Source organism: Gillisia hiemivivida, assembly GCF_007997295.1.
Taxonomy (GTDB): domain Bacteria; phylum Bacteroidota; class Bacteroidia; order Flavobacteriales; family Flavobacteriaceae; genus Gillisia; species Gillisia hiemivivida.
The window spans coordinates 1-22,792 of sequence record NZ_VORY01000028.1 but is presented as its reverse complement, the minus strand read 5'-3'; the positions used below and the strand labels follow the sequence as shown (position 1 = coordinate 22,792).

Sequence of the window (22,792 nt, the reverse complement as noted above, 5' to 3'; positions counted from 1 at the left end):
CACTATATCGCTTTTAAACTAAGATCCATATTATATACAGAATGCGTTAATGCTCCACTAGAGACATAATCTACTCCACATTCAGCATATTTTCTTACAGAGTCCAAGGTGATTCCCCCGCTAGATTCTGTTAGACATTTATTATTTATTAGCTGTACAGCCTTTTTGGTCTCTTCGTAATTAAAGTTATCTATTAGAATCCTATAAATTCCATCACTTTCTAAAATTTCTTGGATCTCCTTCATATCTCTCGCTTCTACTATTATTTTGAGATCAAGATCATTATTTTTAAGATAGGCCTTAGTTTTATCTATTGCCTGAGTAATTCCTCCAGCGAAATCTATATGATTATCTTTAAGCATGATCATATCATAAAGTGCAAACCTATGATTTTCGCCTCCTCCAATTTTTACTGCCCATTTCTCTAGAGCTCTTATACCTGGAGTAGTCTTTCTGGTATCTAAAATTTGTGTTTTTGTACCTTCTAAATTTTTCACAAATTCGTTTGTCTTGGTAGCAATGGCACTCATTCGTTGCATTGCATTCAAGACCAAGCGCTCTGCTTTCAAAATAGATTGTGAGGAACCTTCCACATAAAATACAATGTCTCTTTTTTGTACTCGTTGCCCATCTTCAATTAAAGTTTCCACTTTAAGGTCTGGGTCTATGGCATTGAATACCTGTTTTGCAAATTCTACTCCGGCAATAATCCCAATATCTTTTACAAGTAGCTTAGCCTTCCCTTTGGCTTCCTTTGGAATACATGCCAAAGAGCTATGGTCTCCTTCACCAACATCCTCTCTTATCGCATTAGAAATAATTAATTCAATTTCCTTTTGAAATTGTGCTTGTGAAATCATCGCAATAGTTATTTTTGTAAATGTAGCAAAGTCTTAGTAAAATGACCATAAAATTACTTGGTATAGGTAAAACAGATGATAAAACTCTTCAAAATTTAACGGATGTTTACATAAAAAGGCTTCAGTTCTATAACAAATTTGAAATTGAACTGATTCCTGATCTCAAAAAAGTTAAAAATCTAGATGAGAATCAGCAGAAACAAAAAGAAGGAGAACTTATACTTAACAAGATCTCTACTTCAGATTTCGTGGTGCTTCTGGATGAAAATGGGAAGCAACTGAGCTCTGTTGGTTTTTCTGAATTTATTCAGAAGCGATTTAACAGCGGATTGAAGCAAGTGATCTTTATAATTGGCGGGCCTTATGGGTTTTCTGAAGAGGTCTATAACCGAGCCGATACTAAGATATCACTTTCAAAAATGACATTTTCTCACCAGATGGTCAGACTTTTTTTTACAGAACAATTATACAGAGCCTTTACTATATTAAAGAACGAACCTTATCATCACCGCTAATTAAACAAATATGAAACTTGTATTCGCCACTCACAATAAAAACAAATTTCAGGAAGTACAGGCATTATTCCCAAAGGATATTACGCTGCTTTCCTTAGGTGATATAGGATGTTTTGATGAAATTCCTGAAACAGCAGATACTTTAGATGGAAACGCCATTTTAAAGGCAAATTTCGTGAAAGAGCATTACCAGATGGATTGTTTTGCAGATGATACAGGGCTGGAAGTAAAATCACTCAATGGAGAGCCTGGAGTTTATTCTGCTCGATATGCGGGAGAAAATAAAGATAATGAGGCCAATATTCAGAAATTACTAGCCAACTTAGAATCTAAAGATGATCGTTCTGCTAGGTTTAAAACTGTAATAGCGCTAAATCTTAATGATCATCAACATTTATTCATGGGTATTTGCAAAGGCCACATTTTAAAGGAGAAAAAAGGAGAACACGGTTTTGGATACGATGCTGTTTTTCAGCCAAATAATTCCAAAAAATCTTTCGCTGAAATGGAATTAATTGAAAAATCTAAGCTAAGTCATCGTGCAAAAGCACTCCAATATCTTATAGATTATCTAGTTAAGTAGTTGTTTGTGATTCATTTAAGAATTTTTGTGTAAGCTGTAAAGGAAATCGTACCTTTGCAACTTATTAAAATTTTATATGAATAAATTTGAACAATTAGGATTAAATCCTGCCATACTTAAAGCTGTTGAGGAAATGGGCTTTACAGAGCCGAGTGAGGTACAGGAAAAAGCGATTCCAATTTTATTGCAAGAAGACACCGATATGGTAGCACTTGCCCAAACAGGTACAGGAAAAACCGCCGCTTTTGGTTTTCCACTCATCCACAAGATCAACGCAGAAAGTAAGCATACACAAGGATTGATTCTTTCCCCTACCAGGGAATTGTGTTTACAAATTACCAATGAGCTTAAAAATTATGCGAAGTTTACTCCAGGATTAAATACGGTAGCTATTTATGGTGGAGCAAGCATTACAGATCAAGCTCAGCAAATTCGTCGTGGTGCACAAGTAATTGTTGCAACTCCGGGAAGAATGCAGGATATGATCAAGCGTAAGTTGGTTGATATTTCTAAAATTGAATACTGCATCCTTGATGAAGCAGATGAAATGTTGAATATGGGATTCTTTGAAGATATTACAAATATCTTATCCTATACTCCAATTGAAAAGAACACATGGTTGTTTTCTGCTACAATGCCTAGAGAGGTAGCAACGATCGCTAAAAAATTCATGCGTAACCCAGTAGAGATTACTGTTGGAAACAAGAATGAAAGTACTTCTACTGTTTCTCATGAGTATTATTTAGTGAATACCCGTGATAGGTATGCCGCTTTGAGGAGATTAGCAGATGCTAATCCAGAAATTTTCTCTGTGATCTTTTGTAGAACAAAGAGAGACACTCAAAAAGTTGCTGAAAATTTAGTTGAAGATGGTTATAACGCTGCAGCAATACACGGGGATCTAAGTCAGAACCAACGTGATATGGTAATGAAGAGTTTTAGAAATCGCCAGATTCAAATGTTGGTTGCAACAGATGTTGCCGCTCGAGGAATTGATGTAGATGATATTACTCACGTGATCAATTACCAACTACCTGATGAACCAGAAATATACACTCATAGAAGTGGTAGAACTGGAAGAGCAGGGAAGACTGGTATCTCTATGGTTATTGTTTCTAAAAGTGAACTTAGAAAGATCAAGAGTATAGAGCGTATTATAAAGAAAAAATTCGAACAAAAAGAAATTCCAGATGGAATGAAAATTTGTGAAGTTCAGCTTTTTCACCTTGCTAACGACATCAAGAATACTACGATAAATCATGATATAGACCCTTATCTACCAAGTATAGAAGAGGTTTTGGAAGGTCTAACGAAGGAAGAGATCATTAAAAAGGTGTTTTCTGTTGAATTTACCAGATTCTTCAACCATTACAAGAACGCATCAGATCTAAATTCAAAAGTTTCCAACTCTAGAGATAGAGATGGCGCATCTGGCGGATCTTATGGTGGAGATAGCACACGTTATTTCATTAACGTTGGAACTAAAGATGATTTCGATTGGATGTCTTTGAAAGATTATCTAAAAGAGACTTTAGATCTAGGTAGAGATGATGTTTCTAGAGTAGATGTTAAAGAGAGCTTCTCTTTCTTCAACACTAGCACCGAAATGGCTGAAAAGGTAATCGCTACTTTCGAAAATGTACAGCATCAAGGAAGAAGTGTAAATGTAGAAGTTTCTCAAGACACTGGTCGAGGTGGCGGAAGAAGATCTTCTGGTGGTGGAGATCGTAACAGAAGTCGCGGTAAAGGCAGCGGAGATTTTAAATCTAGAAGAAGCGATAGTTCGTCTGAATCTAGAGGAAGAAGATCTGACAAACCTTCTGAAGGATCTAGCAGAAGAAGATCTGGTGATTCTGGAAGTTCTAGTGAATCTTCTGGAAGAAGCGGTAGCAGAAAAAAGAATATATCTAGTTCTGTAAATCGCAGAAAATCTAATAGATCATAATTAAATAATCATTGGGAGGAGTTTGGTATAGTTATTAGTGTACCTTCCTCCCATTGTATTTTACTTTTATGAGGTTACTACCAATTCTTTCATTTTTCATAATCCTTTGTTCTATAAGTGCTGTACAAGCACAGGACATGGTTAGTGGTAAAGTTTTAAATGCTTCCAATGATCTTCCGTTGGAAAATGTAAATATCGTTAACCTTAATCAGGTCAAAGGAACTACAACAACATCAGAAGGAGATTTTGAGGTACAGGCAACCGTTAATGATACCCTTTATTTTTCCTATTTGGGATTTAGAACAATTCAAGTTCGGGTAACAAACGACTGGTTAAAATATGGAAGCGTAAAAGTAAAAATGACAGAGCTGGGAATTGCTTTAGAAGAAGTAGTTGTTAGCCCTATCACACTTACTGGTTATCTTGAAATAGACGTCAAGAATATTCCTATCTACGAAAACAGCAGGTATAGTATTTCTGGATTAAATTCTGGATACGAAGGAGGAAGTTATTCCCCAGGCGCAGCAGCGAAAGCTCTTGGCGCTATATTCAACCCTGCAGATGCGCTATATAATCTCTTCGGAAAGAAACCCAAGCAGATGAAAAAGTTGCGTAAAATGAAGGAGAACGATGAAATAAGAAGCCTGCTTCAAACCAAGTTTGACAGACAAACCTTAGCAGCTGTTCTGCAGATTACTTCTGTAGAGATCGAAGAAATTCTTGCTAGATGTAATTACTCTAAAGATTTTATGAATTCTGCAAACGATCTACAAATCTTAGATGCCATAAGTGGATGTTACGAAGAGTACAAGGTTTTAAAGAGATAAATTCTATTAGTAATCAAGAACCTCGGGGAATTAAACCCTCAATGAGGGATTAAAAAATTATAACCGAAGTTGAAACTTAATTGACTTCGGTTTTTTCATGCTTATATTCCAGCATCTTTTTAAGGTTTTTAAGTCCCAATTCTAGATCATCACCGTATATTTTATCTACTGGTTGAAAAAGAGCAATTACTGAAAAAGGGAAATTAAGACCTCCACGAACACCCCAAACTATTTTTGTTTTATTTTCATCTAACTCTTTCAATCCTTTGTATTCAAGACAAATTAATTTTGCTGGTCTTAACACAAGCACTCTGGTCTCCATAATTCGACCTTGATTGAGTTTTACAATCTTTTGGGTACCTTCAATAAGCCTATTGTTTTTTTTCCAATATAAGAGCGCCCCAGGCTTTCCATCATCCCCATTAAATTTTAAGACTCCTTTGTATTCTTTTGAAAACCAAGGCATCCAATGATGTTGCTTTTTTAATTGTCTCACCAAATTATACACATCCTCTTTAGAACGATTAATTACCAGTGTTCTACTAATATCAAACTCCTTTTTTGCCATAGCATGCAGGAATGCTATAAAAGTGATAATGGCAATAAGAATATAAAAAAATAGGGTCATGTAGGTTTTCTGTTATAATCTTTAAAATTAAAAAATACTAACTATTTTCAAATCTTGTAACCAAATGGTCAAAGTTTTTAAAACTTTTTCTCAACCATTCAAATTTAACTTCATTTTTATCATAATCGCTCAATTCCCAAGAAATTTTACTTTTTCTTAATCGGGATGTAAGTTCCTGTAGGATAATTGCTGCTGAAACCGATATATTTAAACTCTCTGTAAATCCAACCATTGGGATCCTTATACACTGGTCTGCAATGGACAATACTTCATTGGAAAGGCCATCTTTTTCGGTTCCTAAAAAAAGAGCGGAGGGTTTTGTAATATCAAAATCTGAGAGTTCAATGGCTTCAGCATTTGGAGAAGTAGCAATAATCTGGTAGCCATCCTCTCGTAGCTTGCTTATACATTTCAAGCTATCATCATGCCTGTTTAGTGTCACCCATTTTTGGGCTCCCATCGCGATCTCACGGTCAATCTTTTTCACTTTCTGCTCCTCGATCACATGGACATTCTGAATGCCAAACACATCGCAACTTCTAATTACTGCACTTGTGTTATGTAATTGATAAACATCTTCTGTAACCACGGTAAAATGATTAGTGCGCTGCTCTATCACTTTATTGAATAAAGCTTTTCGCTCTGGAGTAAGCAATTCTTCTAAAAATGCCAAAAATTCTATACTGGCCATTCAATTAAGTGTTTGATATGTTTTTATTTAAAGTAATCACAAACCTCGGGACGAGCCTAAGCAAAATATACCCCAAATGAAGGATTAAAAAAGACCGATCCAAAAACTTAATTTCAGATCGGTCAATATAATTAAGAACCATGGGGCAAGCCCAAGAGGTATGTCCGATGGTTCGGGAGGAAAATACTTTTAAAAATTCGAGGAAAGCCCGCCTGAATGAAATTCTTTTCGGGCAGGCCTCGGGGAATTAAACCCTCAATGAGGGATTTAAAAAAGTATAGTCTTCTTATTTTTCAAACTGTTTTAAAGTTTTAACAATAATAGCCACACAGTCTAATAATTCATCTTCCGTCATTACCAATGGTGGTGCAAAACGAATGATATTTCCGTGGGTTGGTTTTGCTAAAAGGCCATTATCTCTAAGTGCCATACAAATATCCCAAGCAGTAGAACTTTCTTCAGAATCATTTATAACAATTGCGTTTAGCAAACCCCTTCCTCTTACCAAACTCACAAGATCAGTTTGCTCTATATATTTATTCAATTCACTTCTAAAAAGATCACCAAGTTTTCTTGCATTCTGAATAAGATGTTCATCTTTCACAACATCTAAAGCAGCAATAGCTACCGCTCCTGCAACAGGATTACCTCCAAAAGTAGAACCGTGTTGTCCCGGTTTGATAACATTCATCACCTCATTATCTGCAAGTACAGCAGAAACAGGATAATTCCCTCCAGAAAGTGCTTTCCCTAAGATCAAGAGATCAGGTCTAGTATAAGTATCTTGTCTTTCACAATGAGCTTGACAGTCACAATTACCACAAACAGCTAGCAAACCACCGGTACGTGCAATTCCAGTCTGTATCTCATCTGCTATAAAAAGTGCATTGTGTTTATTACACAAGTCTTTCGCCTGCTTCATATAATCATCTGCCGGAGTAAACACTCCTGCTTCCCCTTGAATTGGCTCCACTAAGAAACCTGCAATATTATCGCTGCTTTGTAAAGCTTCTTTTAATGCATCAATGTCATTATATGGAATCTTAATAAAACCTGGTGTATAAGGTCCAAAATTCTTACGTGCATTCTCATCATTAGAAAAGGAGATCACGGTAGTTGTTCTTCCGTGGAAATTATTTTCACAAACAATTATCTGTGCTTTCTTCTCTTCTACTCCTTTCTTTTCGTATGCCCATTTTCTGGCGATCTTGATAGCAGTTTCCACCGCTTCAGCTCCCGTATTCATAGGAAGTACTTTGTCGAATTTAAAATATTCGGTAATATATTTCTCGTAAGGACCTAAAATATCGTTATGAAATGCTCTTGAAGTAAGAGACAAGGTAGAAGCTTGATCGTGCATTGCTTTAACGATCTTTGGATGACAATGCCCTTGGTTTACTGCAGAATATGCCGAAAGGAAATCATAATATTTTTTCCCTTCTACATCCCAGACGTGAACTCCCTTTCCTTTACTCAATACTACCGGTAATGGATGGTAGTTATGAGCTCCGTGTTTGTCTTCCATTTCAATCGCCTGTTTTGAAGCTGTTACTTTTTCTAAATGCATATTCTGTGTTTTTAAATAATTTATTATAACAATTCCTTCTTTTCTTAAGTCATTTGTTGAAAAATGGAGAGAAATCAACCAAAAATTCAACAAGCGCAATTTACTAAATGTTATCTGAATTTTATAATGGGAGCACTATAAAATCTTCACAATTATCCTATTTTTGCGCTATGGGAAGAAAGAAAAAAAATCTGGTATTTGATGAATTAGAAATTTTAGATGCCGGTGCTAAAGGAAAAAGCATTGCAAAAGCTCCAGATGGAAAAGTGGTGTTTATAAACAACGCTGTTCCGGGAGATATTGCGGATATACGAACTACCAAAAAGAAAAAGTCATTTTACGAAGGCACTGCCACAAAGTTCCATAAACTTTCAGATAAGCGTGTAGAGCCAGTTTGTCAACATTTTGGAACCTGCGGAGGTTGTAAGTGGCAACACATGGGCTATGAGCACCAGTTATTCTACAAGCAACAAGAGATTACCAATAATTTACAACGTCTAGGTAAAATAGAATTACCAGAAATAGAACCAATTTTAGGAAGTAAAGAGATCTATTTTTATAGAAATAAAATGGAGTTCTCCTTTAGTGATAGCAGGTGGTTAACTCTAGACGAGATAAATAGTGAAAAGGATTTTGAAGACAAGAATGCTTTAGGATTTCATATTCCGGGCATGTGGGACAAGATCTTAGATATTAAAAAGTGTCATTTACAGGAAGATCCAAGTAATGCTATAAGGAATCATGTAAAAGAATTTGCCATTGCAAATGATATCCCATTTTTCAATACTAGAAATCAATATGGATTGTTAAGAACACTTATGATTCGTACCTCTTCTACAGGTGAGATCATGGTGGTGTTGCAATTATTTGCTGAAGACAAAGAAAAAAGAACTTTGTTATTAGATAGTGTAGCCGAAAAATTCCCTGAGATCACTTCCCTTCAATACATAATTAATGGTAAAGGAAACGATACCATTTACGATCAGGAAGTGATTTGTTATAAAGGGGAAGATCATATTTTTGAAGAAATGGAAGGTCTTAAATTTAAGATCAACGCCAAATCTTTCTATCAAACCAACTCTGCTCAAGCTTACGAATTATATAAAATAACAAGAGATTTCGCAGGACTTACAGGAAATGAACTGGTTTACGATCTTTATACAGGAACAGGAACCATCGCGCAATTTGTAGCTCAAAACGCGAAAAAAGTAATAGGTATAGAAGCAGTACCGGTTGCAATTGAAGATGCAAAAGAGAATGCCAAGCGAAATAATATAGAGAATACCGAATACTACGCAGGAGATATGCGTAAGGTATTTACACAAAACTTTATTAATGAACACGGGCATCCAGATGTTATCATTACAGATCCACCCAGAGATGGAATGCACAAGGATGTTGTTGCTCAAATAATTGGTATCTTGCCTCAAAGAATTGTGTACGTTAGTTGTAATTCGGCTACACAGGCACGGGATCTGGCACTTTTAGACGAACATTATAAAGTAACCAGAGTACGCCCTGTAGATATGTTTCCACAAACCTTTCATGTAGAAAACGTAGTATGTTTGGAAAAAAGATAAAATTTCAAAATAGCAGCAGGTTGATCTTTGGATTGATTTTGCTGTTATTACTGAATCTGGGATGTCAGCGAGATGACATTTGTGCGGAATCTACCGTGATCACTCCGCTCCTGAAGATTTCCTTTTTTGATAATGAATCAGTGGGTGACACTATACCTAAACCCGTTACCAATTTGAGTGTTATAGCTGAAGGGGATACTGTAAATTTTATAAATAGGATAAATACTTCAGAAATAAGTATTCCTTTGAAAACTGATGTAGATTTCACGACTTACGAATTTATCCTAAACGCCCGTGCTACTGGCGATACCACTTCCGTAGAAAATAGTGATATTGTTGATTTCACCTATGCACGAAATCAGGAATATATTAATAGAGCCTGTAGCTTTAGAGTAACCTATATTAACCTGGAAGCTAGAGTTGAACCGGAAACTCCGGTTTCTAATAAATGGATAAAAAGAATCGTAGTAGATCAATCAACTATAATAGATGAAACCACAACACATATTTCTATTTTTCATTAGCATTTTTTGCCTCTTGGGAATAGAAACTTCCAATGCGCAAACTGCTACAGATACCCTTAATTATAAGGAACGCTATGGGCTGCGCGTAGGTATAGACCTCAGCAAACCCTTACGAACCTTATTGCAGGATGAATACAGCGGATTAGAACTTTTAGGGGATTACAGGATCTATAAAGATTATTATATGGCTGCTGAAATTGGAAATGAGCAAATGGATCTTTTCGAAGAAAATCTAAATGTTAGTGCCAAAGGAAGCTATATAAAACTGGGTGCAGATTATAACGCGTATGAAAATTGGGCAGGAATGGAAAATGCTATTATTATAGGTCTGCGTTACGGATTTTCTACTTTTTCTCAGACCTTGGAGAGTTACGCTATCTCCACTCAAACCCCTTACTTCGGAACAGATGTCATATTAACTCCGCAAGAGAGCAAAGGACTTACTGCTAGTTGGGTAGAGCTTTTAGTGGGTATTAAAGTAGAATTATTTCAGAATTTATATCTAGGAGCTAATGTGCAACTTAAAAGACAAGTAACCGAAACGACTCCTTCTAATATGGACAATTTATATATTCCGGGATTTGGAGTAACCAATGATTTCAGTCAGTTTGGTGTGGGTTACAGTTATAATATTTCTTACCTCATCCCGCTTTATAAAAAAGCGAAGGATTAGTTTTCGATTTTTTTATCTCATTATAAGTCATCCTGAATTTATTTCAGAATCTAATTTCCTTAGCAAATAAAAGATTTCTCGACTACGCTCGAAAAGACATTGTGGAACGAAAGGACAATAGAGTAGCATCGTCATCCTGAATTTATTTCAGGATCTCAAGTGAAACGTATTGAAGAGTCTCAATAATAGAGATCCCTCCTAGCGTCGGGATGACATCGCAATGTGTTTATTCATTCTGAAGGAAACCAATGTACTGAAGAATCTCTCGTTAATAATAGAGATCCCTCCTATCGTCGGGATGACATCATAGTACGTCAAGCTGAACTTGTTTCAGCTTCTAACATGTTTATTACAACTTTTTTTAGATCCTTCAACAGGCTCAGGGTGACACCGAATTGTCACATTGAGCCTGTCGAAATGGGCTTTAAAACAATCCTTTTAAATAATAAGATTTCTCGACTCCGCTCGAAAAGACATTGTGGAACGAAAGGATAATAGAGTAGCATCGTCATCCTGAATTTATTTCAGGATCTTAAGTGAAACGGTTTGAAGAATCTCAATAATAATGTGAATCATCTCAACTAGAGATCCCTCCTAGCGTCGGGATGACAACATAGTACGTCAAGCTGAACTTGTTTCAGCTTCTAACACGTTTAACGTTACAACTTTTTTAGACCCTTCGACAGGCTCAGGGTGACACCTAATTGTCACATTGAGCCTGTCGAAATGTGTTTAAAAACTATCTTTTCGAGTGAAAAGATTTCTCGACTCCGCTCGAAAAGACATTGTGGAACGAAAGGACAATAGAATAGCATCGTCATCCTGAATTTATTTCAGGATCTCAAGTGAAACATATTGAAGAATCTCAATAGAACTGAATCATCTCAACTAGAGATCCCTCCTAGCGTCGGGATGACAACATAATACGTCAATGGTAACTTATTCCAGCTTCTGAAACATCTTGATTAATGATCCCTCCTAGCGTCGGGATGACAATACGTTATATTTGTCATTCTGAAGGAAACGAAGTGTACTGAAGAATCTCTCGTTAATAAAAGAGATCCCTCCTAGCGTCGGGATGACAATCTCAATGTCACATTGAGCCTGTCGAAATGGGCTTAAATAACTATCTTTTCAAGTGATAAGATTTCTCGACTCCGCTCGAAAGGACAATTGCGTCATCCTGAATTTATTTCAGGATCTCAAGTGAAACGTATTGAAGAGTCTCAATAGAACTGAATCATCTTTATCAGAGATCCCTCCTAGCGTCGGGATGACAACATAATACGTCAATGGTAACTTATTTCAGCTTCTGAAATATCTTGATTAAAGATCCCTCCTAGCGTCGGGATGACATCGCAATGTGTTAAAAAAAATAAAATTTCAATTTATGAGACCCTTCGAGAGGCTCAGGGTGACACCGAATTGTCACATTGAGCCTATCGAAATGAGTTTAAAAAACTATCTTTTCAAGTGATAAGATTTCTCGACTACGCTCGAAAAGACATTTTGTACTTAGAAAATTATTCCTCTTCCTGATCTCTCAACTTATGCAGCTTCTTAGTACCCGCATAAATATCATATTTCAGCAATTTAGATTCTAATGCTCCATTGAACATTTTGATCTTTCTTGAAGGTCTTAATCCCACATGTTTGATAGCTTCCAGGTTAGAGGTGATAAACCAGGCTGCGGTATCTGGATAGCTTTGTTTCAAGGTATCCCCTATTTCTTTATAAAAAACAGGCATATCTATGTCCAAGCGTTCTCCGTATGGCGGATTGAAAACCATATGTAAATGTCTTTCGCTAGTTTTTGTGCTCTCAAAGAAATTTTGTTGCTTCACCTGAATGAATTCAGCAAGATTAGCATTTTCAACATTATCTATGGCTTTGGTAACTGCAGAGGGTGCTTTATCGTAACCAATAATTGTAAAATGGAATTCCCTTACTTTCTTAAGTACAGATTCTTCTACCTTTTCAAAAAGGTCTACATCCCAATCTTTCCATTTTTCAAAAGCAAATTCTTTTCTATTTAGGTTCGGTGGAATATTACAAGCGATCATAGCAGCTTCTATCAAAATAGTACCACTACCACACATAGGATCCATAAAATCACTTTGTCCATCCCAACCAGAAAATAACAACATTCCGGCAGCCAGAACTTCATTTATTGGAGCGATGTTGGTTGCTGTTTTATAGCCACGCTTATGTAAGGATTGTCCGGAGCTATCCAGAGATACATTACAGAAATTATGCTCTATATGTATGTTTATTCTTAAGGTTGGAAAATCCAGATCTACATCTGGTCTTGAGCCAAATTTCTCTCTAAATCTATCTACCACAGCATCTTTAGTTTTCTGCGCGATATATTTGGAATGGGTAAATTGTTCAGAATGAACGGTTGCATCTATAGCCAAGGTGTCCTTTACATCCATAAAATCTTCCCAAGCAATTTTCTTGATCTCATTATAAAGATCTTCTTCTGAAGCGATCTTGAAAGACTTAAAAGGTTTTAAGATCTTAATGGCTGTACGCAAACAAAGATTTGCTTTATACATAAAACCCTTATCTCCAGTAAACTGAACGTTCCTTACGCCCTCTCTAATATTCATTGCGCCAAGATTACGCAATTCCTTTGCTAATATAGGTTCAAAGCCAAAAAGTGTTTTGGCAACCATTTCAAAATTATTATCCATTCCCATCATTTCTTAAACGGCAAAAATACATTATTTTTGTGCGATATGACAATTACATGTTGGTCAGAATACCCGTTTTTAAAGGAAGATTCAGAAAACATAATAATCAACTTGTAAATACCAATCTAGAGAACTTACTTTATTAAATGATCTATATTCTGCCACTCTTATCGGTTCTAATTGGGTTTTTTATAGCCTTATTCTTAAAACCGAATTCCTCTTTAGCATTTAAATTATTGCTTTCTTTTAGTGGAGCTTATCTATTATCTGTTACCGTTTTTGAATTACTCCCGGAAGTTTATAATTCTGGAGAAGCTCAAATTGGCGTGTTCATTATGCTGGGATTATTGCTTCAGATTGTTCTGGAATTTTTGTCTAAAGGAGCTGAACATGGCCATATTCATCATGATGGGAATGCGGCTCATTTCCCAATTTTACTCTTAATAAGTTTAGGAATTCATTCTTTGTTGGAAGGTTTTCCGCTGAATACTTCAGAGCATTTGTTGTATGGGGTTGCAATACATAAGATCCCAGTAGCGGCAATTCTATCTGCTTTCTTACTTCAATCTAATATCGGGAAATTTAAGGTCGCTTTGTTTTTAATACTCTTCGCATTCATGACTCCTTTAGGAAGCTGGATGTCGGCTAATTTTGAAATACTTAATGAGTATACCACTTATATAAGTGCTGTGGTGATTGGGATATTTCTACACGTTTCTACCACTATTATTTTTGAAGCTTCAAAAACACACACTTTTAATGCATCTAAGCTAGGAGTGATCGTCGCCGGAATACTATTGGCTTATTTATTATAAATGTTCAGTAAGGAAGAATCTAAAAAAATACGCGAAGAATTCTGGACCAGCTTCGGAAAAAATTATCCTCATAAATGGGTGTTGTATAATACAGGGATTAAGGAAGTGCAATTAAAATTTACTTTTAATAATGATTTCGCACAAGTTTCTATAGATGTTTATAGTGCAGATGAAGTGATCCAGGAATATTATTTTGAAAAGATCTATGCCTTAAGAACTATTTTAAAAGAAGAATATTTAACAGATCTAGAGATAGAAAATCATTATCTACTGCCTGAAGGAAAAGAAGTTTCTAAATTTTACCTACAATTAGATTCGGTGAATATCCATAACAAAAAACATTGGCCGAAGGTTTTTGAATTCTTTAATATACACATGCGGCCGTTAGAAGATTTTTTCCTGGAATACAAGGATTATATAGAAGCTTAATCAGAATTATCTTACAACTTTTGATCATATTCTAATTTTTATTGAAATATTTATCAATAACAGTTCATTAATTTCATATTTATATGATTTTTTATAAAAAAAGTGTAAATTCACCTATCATTTTCAAAATTAACTATGAGATATCTTGTTCTTGCATTTGTTTCAGCATTCCTTTTTTTTAGTTGTGATACTTCGGAACCAGAGGTAGACGAAACGATCGTGGAAGTGGTAGATGAAACCGCCACCTATGAAGAGTCAGAAGAAGAAGCTGAAGAGGAATCAGAAGAAGGAGAAGAAGAAGAAGCTGAAGAGGAATCAGAAGAAGGAGAAACAAATGAAGAAACTGACACAGAAAGCGAGGGAGATACAGATGAAGATGATCGTTGGGCAAGTTTTGTCCATCCCTCTATAACAATTAAACCTTACTATTACCCAAAGTCAGAAATTGTTTATAGTACAGATGAAAATGAATTTATAAGGGCAGAGATCGTTGAAGGAGACAAACTTGTCTTTTATTATTACGAGGCTGCAGGTGATAAAATAGATACCATAACCGGACAAAGACTAGCAGATAGCGGATATAAAATAGGACTTATATTTGCAATTGATAAGGACAAAACTGAGTTTAAATTAGAAAAAGAAAATTTTAGCACAGCTTTAGCCAAATACGATTCTCAATCGAATACTCCAGAACAAGGATATTTCAATGTTACCGATGGAACTATAGAAGGCATCAAAATCAGCGAGACGGAATGGGAAATAACTACTGATATTATATGGACCATCCCAGCGAATGAAGATCATGGAGATATCCATCATGAATTTGAACTTTCAGCTAACTTCATTCCAGAGCCAGAAGAGTAGATTTTTTAAATCGCCATTCTCCTTATAAAACTCCCTATTTAACTCTTAAATTCGAGTATCTTTGCGGCCATTAAAAAGCCTATGAGTTTTACCTTACTTTCATCTCCTCTACAAGGATTTACAGATTTCCGATTTCGGAATGCTTTCCATCACTATTTTGGCGGAATAGATACTTTCTACGCGCCATACATTCGCCTAGATGGGAAAATGGTTGTGAAAAACTCCTATCAACGGGATCTTTTACCCGAGCATAATAATACGCTAGAAGTAATTCCGCAGGTGATCACTAATGATGCAGACGAATTCTTATTTGTAGCTAAGTACGTTCAGGAATTAGGATATAAAGAACTCAACTGGAATTTAGGTTGCCCTTATCCTATGGTCACCAAACGAGGAATGGGTTCTGGGCTGATCTGTGATCCTGCAAAAATTGACAATATATTAGATCGAGCACATTCTGAAACCGATATTCTGGTTTCTATGAAAATGAGAATGGGTTATGAAAACAGCAATGAGATATTGGATGCATTTCCTATTCTTGATAAATATCCGCTGAAGAATATTGCCATTCACGCCCGCATTGGAAAGCAACTTTATAAAGGTGGCGTAGATCTGGATGCCTTTGAGCGCTGTGTTACTAGCACGAAACATAAATTATACTACAATGGTGATATTACCAGTGTTGAAGCCTTTAAGAACATGCAGGAGCGTTTTCCTAGTATCGATCATTTTATGATTGGGAGAGGTCTTATTGCGGATCCTTTTTTACCAAGTATGATAAAGAAAGACACAACAGAATACCCAAAAGACAGATGGAAGATCTTCAGTGAATTTCATGATACCATTTATGAGCAGTATGATGCAGCATTGTCTGGCCCTACTCCTATCAAGATGAAAATGCAAGGATTTTGGAGCTACTTTTCAGAATCCTTCAGCAATCCGCAGAAGACCTTTAAAAAAATAAAAAAAGCAAATAACCCCAAAGCGTACAAACTAGCTGTTTCAGAAATATTAAAAAGCGCACAATAAGCTATCTTTGTAGGCATCTATTTAATATGCTATTTTGAAAGACCTTTTACTTCTTACTCCACCATTTACTCAATTAAATACACCATACCCAGCTACGGCATACCTTAAAGGTTTTCTGAACACCAAAAATATTTCTGCCTTTCAAATGGATCTTGGAATTGAAGTGATCCTCGAGCTATTTTCAGAAGACACTTTTAGGGAATTATTTGAGATCGCTTTTCAAAATGACAGTATTCAATCTGAAAATTGTGAACGCATCTATGCTTTAAAAGACGCTTATTTACAGCCTTTAAATGAAGTTGTCCGTTTTCTACAAGGCAAGAATAATACCTTAGCCAGACAAATTTGCACCGATAATTTCTTGCCTCGTGCTTCCAGATTCGATCAGTTAGACGATATGGATTGGGCATTTGGATCTATGGGAATGCAAGATAAAGCGAAGCATTTAGCCACCTTATATCTGGAGGATCTTTCAGATTTTATTGTGGAATGCATCGACGATAATTTTGGATTTAGCAGGTATGCCGAACGTTTAGGGCAAAGTGCCAATTCGTTTGATGAATTATATGAGGAACTGCAAGAAGAAACCACATTAATAGATCTTATTACGCTAGAGATCCTTAATGATCAACTAAAAATCACACAACCTAAATTAGTGTGTATCTCTGTTCCTTTTCCCGGGAACCTTTACAGTGCCTTAAGATGTGGTCAATTTATAAAACAGAATTATCCCCATATCAAGATCGCGATGGGTGGCGGATTTCCAAATACCGAATTAAGATCTGTTTCTGATACCCGCGTATTTGAGTTTCTAGATTATATAACCTTAGATGATGGCGAATTGCCCATTGAGCTTTTAGCTGAAGCTGTTTGTTCTAATAATAATTCCGAAGCAACCACTTTTAAAAGAACTTTTATTCTTGAAGATGATAAAGTGGTTTATAAAAATGACACGATTAAAGCAGATTATAAACAAAGTGCATTAGGTACTCCAGATTATTCAGATCTATTATTAGAAGATTATATCTCTGTAATAGAGATTGCGAATCCTATGCACAGTTTATGGAGCGATGGCCGTTGGAACAAGCTTACCATGGCACACGGCTGTTATTGGGGGAAGTGTACTTTTTGTGATATCTCTCTGGATTATATTAAAATTTACGAGCCTATTGCTGCCAAGATATTGGTAGATAGAATGGAGCAACTCATTGAGCAAACTGGAGAAAACGGATTCCACTTTGTAGATGAAGCTGCACCACCTGCTTTAATGAAGGCTTTGGCTTTAGAAATCATCAAGCGAAAACTCACGGTAACCTGGTGGACCAATATTCGGTTTGAAAAGAACTTCACTAAAGATCTTTGCTTACTGCTGAAGGCATCTGGGTGTATTGCAATTTCCGGCGGACTTGAAGTAGCATCAGACAGGTTATTGAAATTGATAGATAAAGGTGTTACGGTATCTCAGGTAGCACAAGTAACCCAAAATCTTACCGATGCCAATATCATGGTGCATTCCTACTTAATGTATGGGTATCCAACACAGACTGTTCAGGAAACAGTAGACAGTTTGGAGATGGTAAGACAATTGTTTGAAATGGGAATTATCCAATCTGGTTTCTGGCATCAGTTTGCCTTGACAGCTCATAGTCCGGTGGGCTTAAATCCTTCAGATTATGGAATTACTCCGAATTATAAGAACATCACTTTTGCAAACAACGATGTAGATTTTAAGGATCATACAGGAATAGAGCATTCAAAATTTAGCTTCGGACTTAAAAAATCGCTTTTCAATTTTATGCACGGAATCGGATTCGAACTTTCGCTTCAGGAATGGTTCGATTTTAAAATTCCGAAGACACAGATCACTACTAATTTTATTGAAAAATGTTTAGAAACGGCTCCTAACTTCAACGTAAAGCCTTCAGCAAAAATAGTTTGGTTAGGTGCGATGCCGATAGTTAAGGAACAAATAAAAACGAAACGAGGGATTACCAGGCATCAGCTGGCATTTACTTTTCATAGCAATCTAAACAGCTTTCAGATTGTTCTAGAAAAAGAAACCGGCGATTGGCTATTAAGAAACTTGCCATTATTACAGCCACAAAATGAAAAGCTACGTTCTTTTTCAGATCTAAAAAAAGATTTTGAAATGGATCTGGAGGATTTTGAGCTCTTCTGGTTCTCTAAACCTATTTTGCTTTTAAAAGAAAACGGATTGCTGGTTTTGTAATTAAAAATAATCTTTTTATTCTGTAATACATTTCGACATAAACCTCTTTAAATCATTTATTTATAGTATTTTAACTCTATATATAAATGACTATGGAGCAGGTTAGACTTTTCCCATTACAGCATAAGGATGTCTTACAAATTGGCATCGCATTTAAGTTCAATGCTGAATTAAAATTCCATTTAAAAAAACTAGAAATAATTAAATGGACTCAAACTCATTCATGCTTCTATGTAGAGTTCACTCAGAAGAACAAAGGGAAGCTCTATCGTCATCTTCAGAAATTCGACTGCAGCATCGATTATTCGGAGCTACAATCTTATACTATTAGTCCTAGAATTGATGAGGACTTAAAGGAATTCAGTTCTTATCTGGAAGGGAAACGCTATAGTAAAAGTACCATTGGTACTTATTGCAGCTTTATCCTCAAGCTTTTAAAATTTCAGAAAAAACCAATTTCAGAATATAAAAATAGAGATCTGGAACTTTTTATTGAAAAGGAAATTGCACAGCAAGGTTATTCTATAAGTACGCATAGGCAATGTATTAGCGCGCTAAAGCAATTCGAAAAGTTGCATAAATTGGATGCTTTGAATGTGGATGATATAGATAGGCCCAATAAAAGTAAATATTTGCCGGTGGTGCTTTCTAAGGAAGAAGTGATAGACATTTTTAGAGCTACCCGAAATTTGAAGCATCGCACCCTGCTGATTCTAATTTATTCTTCGGGATTGCGTATTGGGGAAGCTTTAAGTTTAAAATTGCAAGATATAGATGTAGACCGCAGGCAGATCTATGTGCGAAATGGAAAAGGAAGAAAAGACAGACATGTGGTGATGGCTGAAGCTTTTGTGCCTTTACTTTATAATTATCTTACCAGCTATAAGCCAGAGAAATTATTTGTTGAGGGAAAGGATGGTAATGAATATAGTGCATCTTCTGTAAGAAGTGTTTTAAAACTGGCATGTAACCGGGCAAAAATCAAGAAACATGTAACTCCACACACGTTGCGTCATTCTTATGCGACACATATGTTGGAGAATGGGATTGATCTAAGGCATATCCAGGCATTATTGGGGCATTCCCGTCCAGAAACCACGATGATCTATACGCATGTCACTCAGCATGATCTACTTAAGATCAAGAGTCCGTTGGACGTGGCTTTAAAGCAATTATCAGAATCTGATAAAAATACTGAAAACCTACGTTTATCCCGGAATATTTTCGATTAAAGGTGTATATTCGATTCGATATAACACGTTACAAAAAATTGCGCAAACAAGAAAAGAACTTTAAACATCTAATATTAATGGAGAAAGTTTATTTTAGTAAAAATTTTTAATAATAACAGTTAGTCAAAAACAATTAAGTTCAAAGTTCAAGTTCTAGATTGTTAATTCTATAAAACGATAAAAAACAATGAAAGATAAGATATTCAAATATGGCATTCCTTTAGGATTAATAATTAGTTGTATCGGTTTTATACTTTTAAAAACAGATTTAATAGACTTAAAAGTTTACGGTCCTTTTTATAACATTTATCAACTAACATTGTTTATTTCTGTAATTTTTGTTTTCATAAATAGTACTTTTATAAATCAAAAATTCAATCAATTTCTCAAAATTATTGGAACTACATTTTTTATAATTCTTGGGTTAAATCTTTTAAAAGAGTTTAATGTTTATGAAGTAAAAGGAATCGAAATAATCAGCTCAATTACAATTGCTAGCTTGCTAGTATTATATTTCTTCCATTTTTATAGAAAACCAAACAGAAATACCTTAGATATTTTAAAATTAGGATTTGTATTGTTTGCAGTTATGGGTGCTTTTTTTAAAATTTTTGAAATTACACCTGAAAACTTTAAATATTTCACTGGAGGACTTTTTTGGTTTTCGATCTCAGGAATGATCTTATTTAATTACAGTGATCGAATAAAAGAGAGAATTAGTAATTAGAGATTTCTTAAGATGTTTTGTGGTAGCGCAACTTTATGTAACATCGGTTAAGCGCAAATAGCTGGCATTTTAGTGAAAAGTATTATTTTAGAGACCAAAAAATAAACAACTAAGCCGACAAGAACGTGGCCCTACTCCACGCCACTTGCCTTAACCAAGACCGTTGTAACTCATGGCTCAGAATGAAAAACTTAAAAAAAAAACCTGAAATTCTGATTATAAAAACCAATCTCTCGCAACTGCTGCGCTGACTTTTTCAAGATTCTAGTAAAAAACAAAAACCACTCAACTCTGACTTTATTGACAATAGATTTTTAAAAGATGAAAAATGTGATAAATGAATTCCCTTCCGATCAGTACGCTGACCTTTACTCGGATGTGAAAAAAGATAATTTGAATGATTTTAGTTTTGAAGATTGACTTTTACTCGGACGTGAAAAATGACAAAAATGAATAAGAACCAAAAAATTAAAAACTGACTCTTACTCTGACGTTAAAAATTAAACCCAAATTCAGAAAAGAACAAATAATATAAAAGGGTGACAACAAAAAAACATAATTGAGTATCGCCACGAGGTACAACATCGGTTAAGCGCAAATAGCGGGTATTTGTACAAAAAGTTATATTTTAGAGACCAAGAAACAAACAACTAAGCCGACAAGAACGTGTCCCTAATCCACGCCACTTGCCTTAACCAAGACCGTTAGCAAATATTATCGTTAGAAAATGAATTTTATTCCATTTGAAAATATTGAATTAAAAAGTTCTTTAGAGAGGGACGAAATAATTAATGTAATAAAAAATAATATTAAGGAGAATACTAAGGTAGGAATAAGTACATCTAGAGATTCTATTTTAGATTTTGAAGGATATGTAAAGGATTATAAATTTAAACTGAAACGAATATTGAGGTTTGGATACAATGCTTTTATTCCAATTATATCAGGGGAAGTTTACGGAAAAAAAAACAATTCTATAATCAAATTAAAACTGAAATTTCATAAGTTGGTTTCCTTATTTCTAATTATAATCACGTTGTTTATCGGATTATTAATATTAATTCCATTATTTGAAAGTAGTAATACTAAAATAAAACTTGATAAATTAGATAAAATAACACAAGAATCATTCGAAAAAGGCTTTATTAGTAAAGAAAAATATGAAAGTCTGACTTTTAAAGAAGAAAAGGAGAATTGGAATAATTATGTATTCCTCATTACTCCATATATTTTATGTCTAATAATATTTAACTATGAATCTAGAATTGCGAAGGATAAGTTTAAAACAATGCTTAGAATAAACGATAACATTAGCTAACATCGGTTAAGCGCAAATAGCGGGCAATTGAGTGAAAAGTGTTATTTTAGAGACCAAGAAACAAACAACAAAGCCGACAAGAACGGGTCCCTACTCCACGCTACTTGCCTTAACCAAGACCGTTGCCAACAATAACTCTTAGAAACATTTAAGTAAACCATTATGAAAAATCTATACCTTAAGATCTTATTTGTATCTCTATTATTTTCAATAATTGGGTGTAATGTGGATGATGATGACGGAACGAATTCTGTTTTGCCAGAAATCACATCTGAAGGAGCGCAAACTTTCGGATGTAAAATTAACGGACAAATATTTGTACCAAGAAATGGAAGATCGTGTATAGATTGTTCACCTACTACTAAATTGAGATTAAGCTATTCAAGAAAGGGTGATGATCAATATAAACTGAGCATAACCGCTAATAATAATATAAATGGAGATGTTAGCATAAGTTTAGATCTATATCTAGACGAACCATTGGAAGAACGTCTTTATGAATTATCTGAAAGCTACATCATTTCAATTGATAAAGAATTGCCAAATGCATCGAGTTGTATTTATCGAGAAATAAACGGTGAAGAATTTAATTCTTGTTTTGTAACTAATTCGGATATTACTGGTACTTTAGAAATAATAGAAATTAATGAAAGTGAAAAGTTCATATCAGGTATTTTTGATTTTAAAGGTGTAAATCAACAAGGACAAGTTGTAGATATTACTAGTGGTCGTTTCGATGTAATTATTTACTATTCAAATGTATTCTGACAAAGAGTTAAAGTAGGCAACAACGGTTATCACAAATAACGGGTTTTATCGAAAAAGTGTAATTTAGTATCCTAAGTATGAAAATACTTAAACCGACAAGTCCGCCTCCCTACTCCCGCAACTTGTGTTAACCGAGACCGTTGTAAATCATTTAGAGAAAAATTGTTCCATTCAATAACTTAACGCAACAAATCTAAAATAATAGATTTGTAAAATGGAAGTAAAAAAACACAGGCGACTAACCTATAAAGAAAGAGTCATTATCCAGACCCTTTTAAATGAAGAAAGAAC

The 22,792-nt window shown here is 35.1% G+C and carries 21 protein-coding genes; 16 read left to right on the top strand and 5 right to left on the bottom strand.

Translation table 11 applies throughout. From position 1 onward, the window contains the following. Positions 1-2: 2 nt before the first annotated feature. Positions 3-860 (bottom strand): carboxylating nicotinate-nucleotide diphosphorylase, encoded by an 858-nt coding sequence (gene nadC, locus ES724_RS15235; RefSeq protein ID WP_146934551.1) that lies wholly within the window; start codon positions 858-860, stop codon positions 3-5. Positions 861-901: 41 nt separating this feature from the next. On the opposite strand from nadC, the gene rlmH reads away from it, so the two are divergent. From rlmH to ES724_RS15215, 4 genes are all read left to right on the top strand, one after another. Continuing rightward, positions 902-1,375: a 23S rRNA (pseudouridine(1915)-N(3))-methyltransferase RlmH gene (gene rlmH, locus ES724_RS15230; protein ID WP_146934548.1), complete on the top strand. Its 474-nt coding sequence runs from the start codon at positions 902-904 to the stop codon at positions 1,373-1,375. A gap of 10 nt (positions 1,376-1,385) precedes the next feature. Next, on the top strand, positions 1,386-1,958 hold the full coding sequence (locus ES724_RS15225; RefSeq protein WP_146934545.1) for a non-canonical purine NTP diphosphatase: 573 nt from the start codon (positions 1,386-1,388) through the stop codon (positions 1,956-1,958). A gap of 76 nt (positions 1,959-2,034) precedes the next feature. Next, entirely contained in the window at positions 2,035-3,903 is a 1,869-nt protein-coding gene (locus tag ES724_RS15220) for a DEAD/DEAH box helicase (protein ID WP_146934542.1), read from the top strand. A gap of 68 nt (positions 3,904-3,971) precedes the next feature. Then, a complete protein-coding gene (locus tag ES724_RS15215; RefSeq protein ID WP_146934539.1) occupies positions 3,972-4,730 on the top strand; it encodes a carboxypeptidase-like regulatory domain-containing protein in 759 nt (252 codons plus the stop codon). 76 nt (positions 4,731-4,806) lie between these two features. On the opposite strand, the gene ES724_RS15210 is transcribed toward ES724_RS15215, so the two are convergent. The 3 genes from ES724_RS15210 to rocD all read right to left on the bottom strand — a co-directional run bounded on the left by ES724_RS15210 (position 4,807) and on the right by rocD (position 7,616). Continuing rightward, entirely contained in the window at positions 4,807-5,358 is a 552-nt protein-coding gene (locus ES724_RS15210) for an SRPBCC family protein (protein ID WP_146934536.1), read from the bottom strand. Positions 5,359-5,395: 37 nt separating this feature from the next. Then, complete coding sequence (locus ES724_RS15205; protein ID WP_146934533.1) at positions 5,396-6,049, bottom strand: TrmH family RNA methyltransferase; 654 nt, start codon at positions 6,047-6,049, stop codon at positions 5,396-5,398. A gap of 286 nt (positions 6,050-6,335) precedes the next feature. Beyond that, positions 6,336-7,616, bottom strand: a complete 1,281-nt coding sequence (gene rocD / locus ES724_RS15200; protein ID WP_146934531.1) for an ornithine--oxo-acid transaminase — start codon at positions 7,614-7,616, stop codon at positions 6,336-6,338. Between the two features lie 170 nt (positions 7,617-7,786). On the opposite strand from rocD, the gene rlmD reads away from it, so the two are divergent. The 3 genes from rlmD to ES724_RS15185 are packed head-to-tail and all read left to right on the top strand — an operon-like array spanning position 7,787 to position 10,393. Continuing rightward, entirely contained in the window at positions 7,787-9,196 is a 1,410-nt protein-coding gene (gene rlmD / locus ES724_RS15195; RefSeq protein WP_146934528.1) for a 23S rRNA (uracil(1939)-C(5))-methyltransferase RlmD, read from the top strand. Further along, the gene (locus tag ES724_RS15190; protein ID WP_146934525.1) at positions 9,178-9,720 is read left to right on the top strand and encodes a DUF6452 family protein; all 543 of its coding nucleotides are present in this window, start codon (positions 9,178-9,180) and stop codon (positions 9,718-9,720) included. Before rlmD ends, ES724_RS15190 begins: the two co-directional genes overlap by 19 nt. After that, complete coding sequence (locus ES724_RS15185; RefSeq protein ID WP_170249912.1) at positions 9,686-10,393, top strand: DUF6048 family protein; 708 nt, start codon at positions 9,686-9,688, stop codon at positions 10,391-10,393. The genes ES724_RS15190 and ES724_RS15185 overlap by 35 nt, the downstream gene beginning before the upstream one ends. Before the next feature lie 1,523 nt (positions 10,394-11,916). On the opposite strand, the gene ES724_RS15180 is transcribed toward ES724_RS15185, so the two are convergent. Beyond that, complete coding sequence (locus ES724_RS15180) at positions 11,917-13,089, bottom strand: THUMP domain-containing class I SAM-dependent RNA methyltransferase (RefSeq protein WP_146934522.1); 1,173 nt, start codon at positions 13,087-13,089, stop codon at positions 11,917-11,919. Between the two features lie 146 nt (positions 13,090-13,235). On the opposite strand from ES724_RS15180, the gene ES724_RS15175 reads away from it, so the two are divergent. The 9 genes from ES724_RS15175 (at position 13,236) to ES724_RS15135 (ending at position 22,501) form a co-directional block, all read left to right on the top strand. Then, positions 13,236-13,904, top strand: a complete 669-nt coding sequence (locus ES724_RS15175; protein ID WP_146934520.1) for a ZIP family metal transporter — start codon at positions 13,236-13,238, stop codon at positions 13,902-13,904. After that, a complete protein-coding gene (locus ES724_RS15170; RefSeq protein ID WP_146934517.1) occupies positions 13,905-14,333 on the top strand; it encodes a DUF4268 domain-containing protein in 429 nt (142 codons plus the stop codon). A 135-nt stretch (positions 14,334-14,468) separates the two neighbouring features. Beyond that, positions 14,469-15,197 carry a hypothetical protein gene (locus ES724_RS16560; protein WP_170249911.1) on the top strand — a complete coding sequence of 243 codons (729 nt, stop codon included), beginning with the start codon at positions 14,469-14,471 and terminating at the stop codon, positions 15,195-15,197. Between the two features lie 81 nt (positions 15,198-15,278). After that, the gene (locus tag ES724_RS15160; RefSeq protein WP_146934514.1) at positions 15,279-16,226 is read left to right on the top strand and encodes a tRNA dihydrouridine synthase; all 948 of its coding nucleotides are present in this window, start codon (positions 15,279-15,281) and stop codon (positions 16,224-16,226) included. A 34-nt stretch (positions 16,227-16,260) separates the two neighbouring features. After that, complete coding sequence (locus tag ES724_RS15155) at positions 16,261-18,456, top strand: B12-binding domain-containing radical SAM protein (protein WP_146934511.1); 2,196 nt, start codon at positions 16,261-16,263, stop codon at positions 18,454-18,456. 92 nt (positions 18,457-18,548) lie between these two features. Next, positions 18,549-19,688 (top strand): site-specific tyrosine recombinase/integron integrase, encoded by a 1,140-nt coding sequence (gene xerA, locus ES724_RS15150; RefSeq protein ID WP_146934508.1) that lies wholly within the window; start codon positions 18,549-18,551, stop codon positions 19,686-19,688. A 187-nt stretch (positions 19,689-19,875) separates the two neighbouring features. After that, the gene (locus ES724_RS15145) at positions 19,876-20,415 is read left to right on the top strand and encodes a hypothetical protein (RefSeq protein ID WP_146934505.1); all 540 of its coding nucleotides are present in this window, start codon (positions 19,876-19,878) and stop codon (positions 20,413-20,415) included. A gap of 727 nt (positions 20,416-21,142) precedes the next feature. Beyond that, a complete protein-coding gene (locus tag ES724_RS15140) occupies positions 21,143-21,733 on the top strand; it encodes a hypothetical protein (RefSeq protein WP_146934503.1) in 591 nt (196 codons plus the stop codon). A gap of 162 nt (positions 21,734-21,895) precedes the next feature. Beyond that, positions 21,896-22,501: a DUF6252 family protein gene (locus ES724_RS15135; RefSeq protein ID WP_146934500.1), complete on the top strand. Its 606-nt coding sequence runs from the start codon at positions 21,896-21,898 to the stop codon at positions 22,499-22,501. Positions 22,502-22,792: the final 291 nt, after the last annotated feature.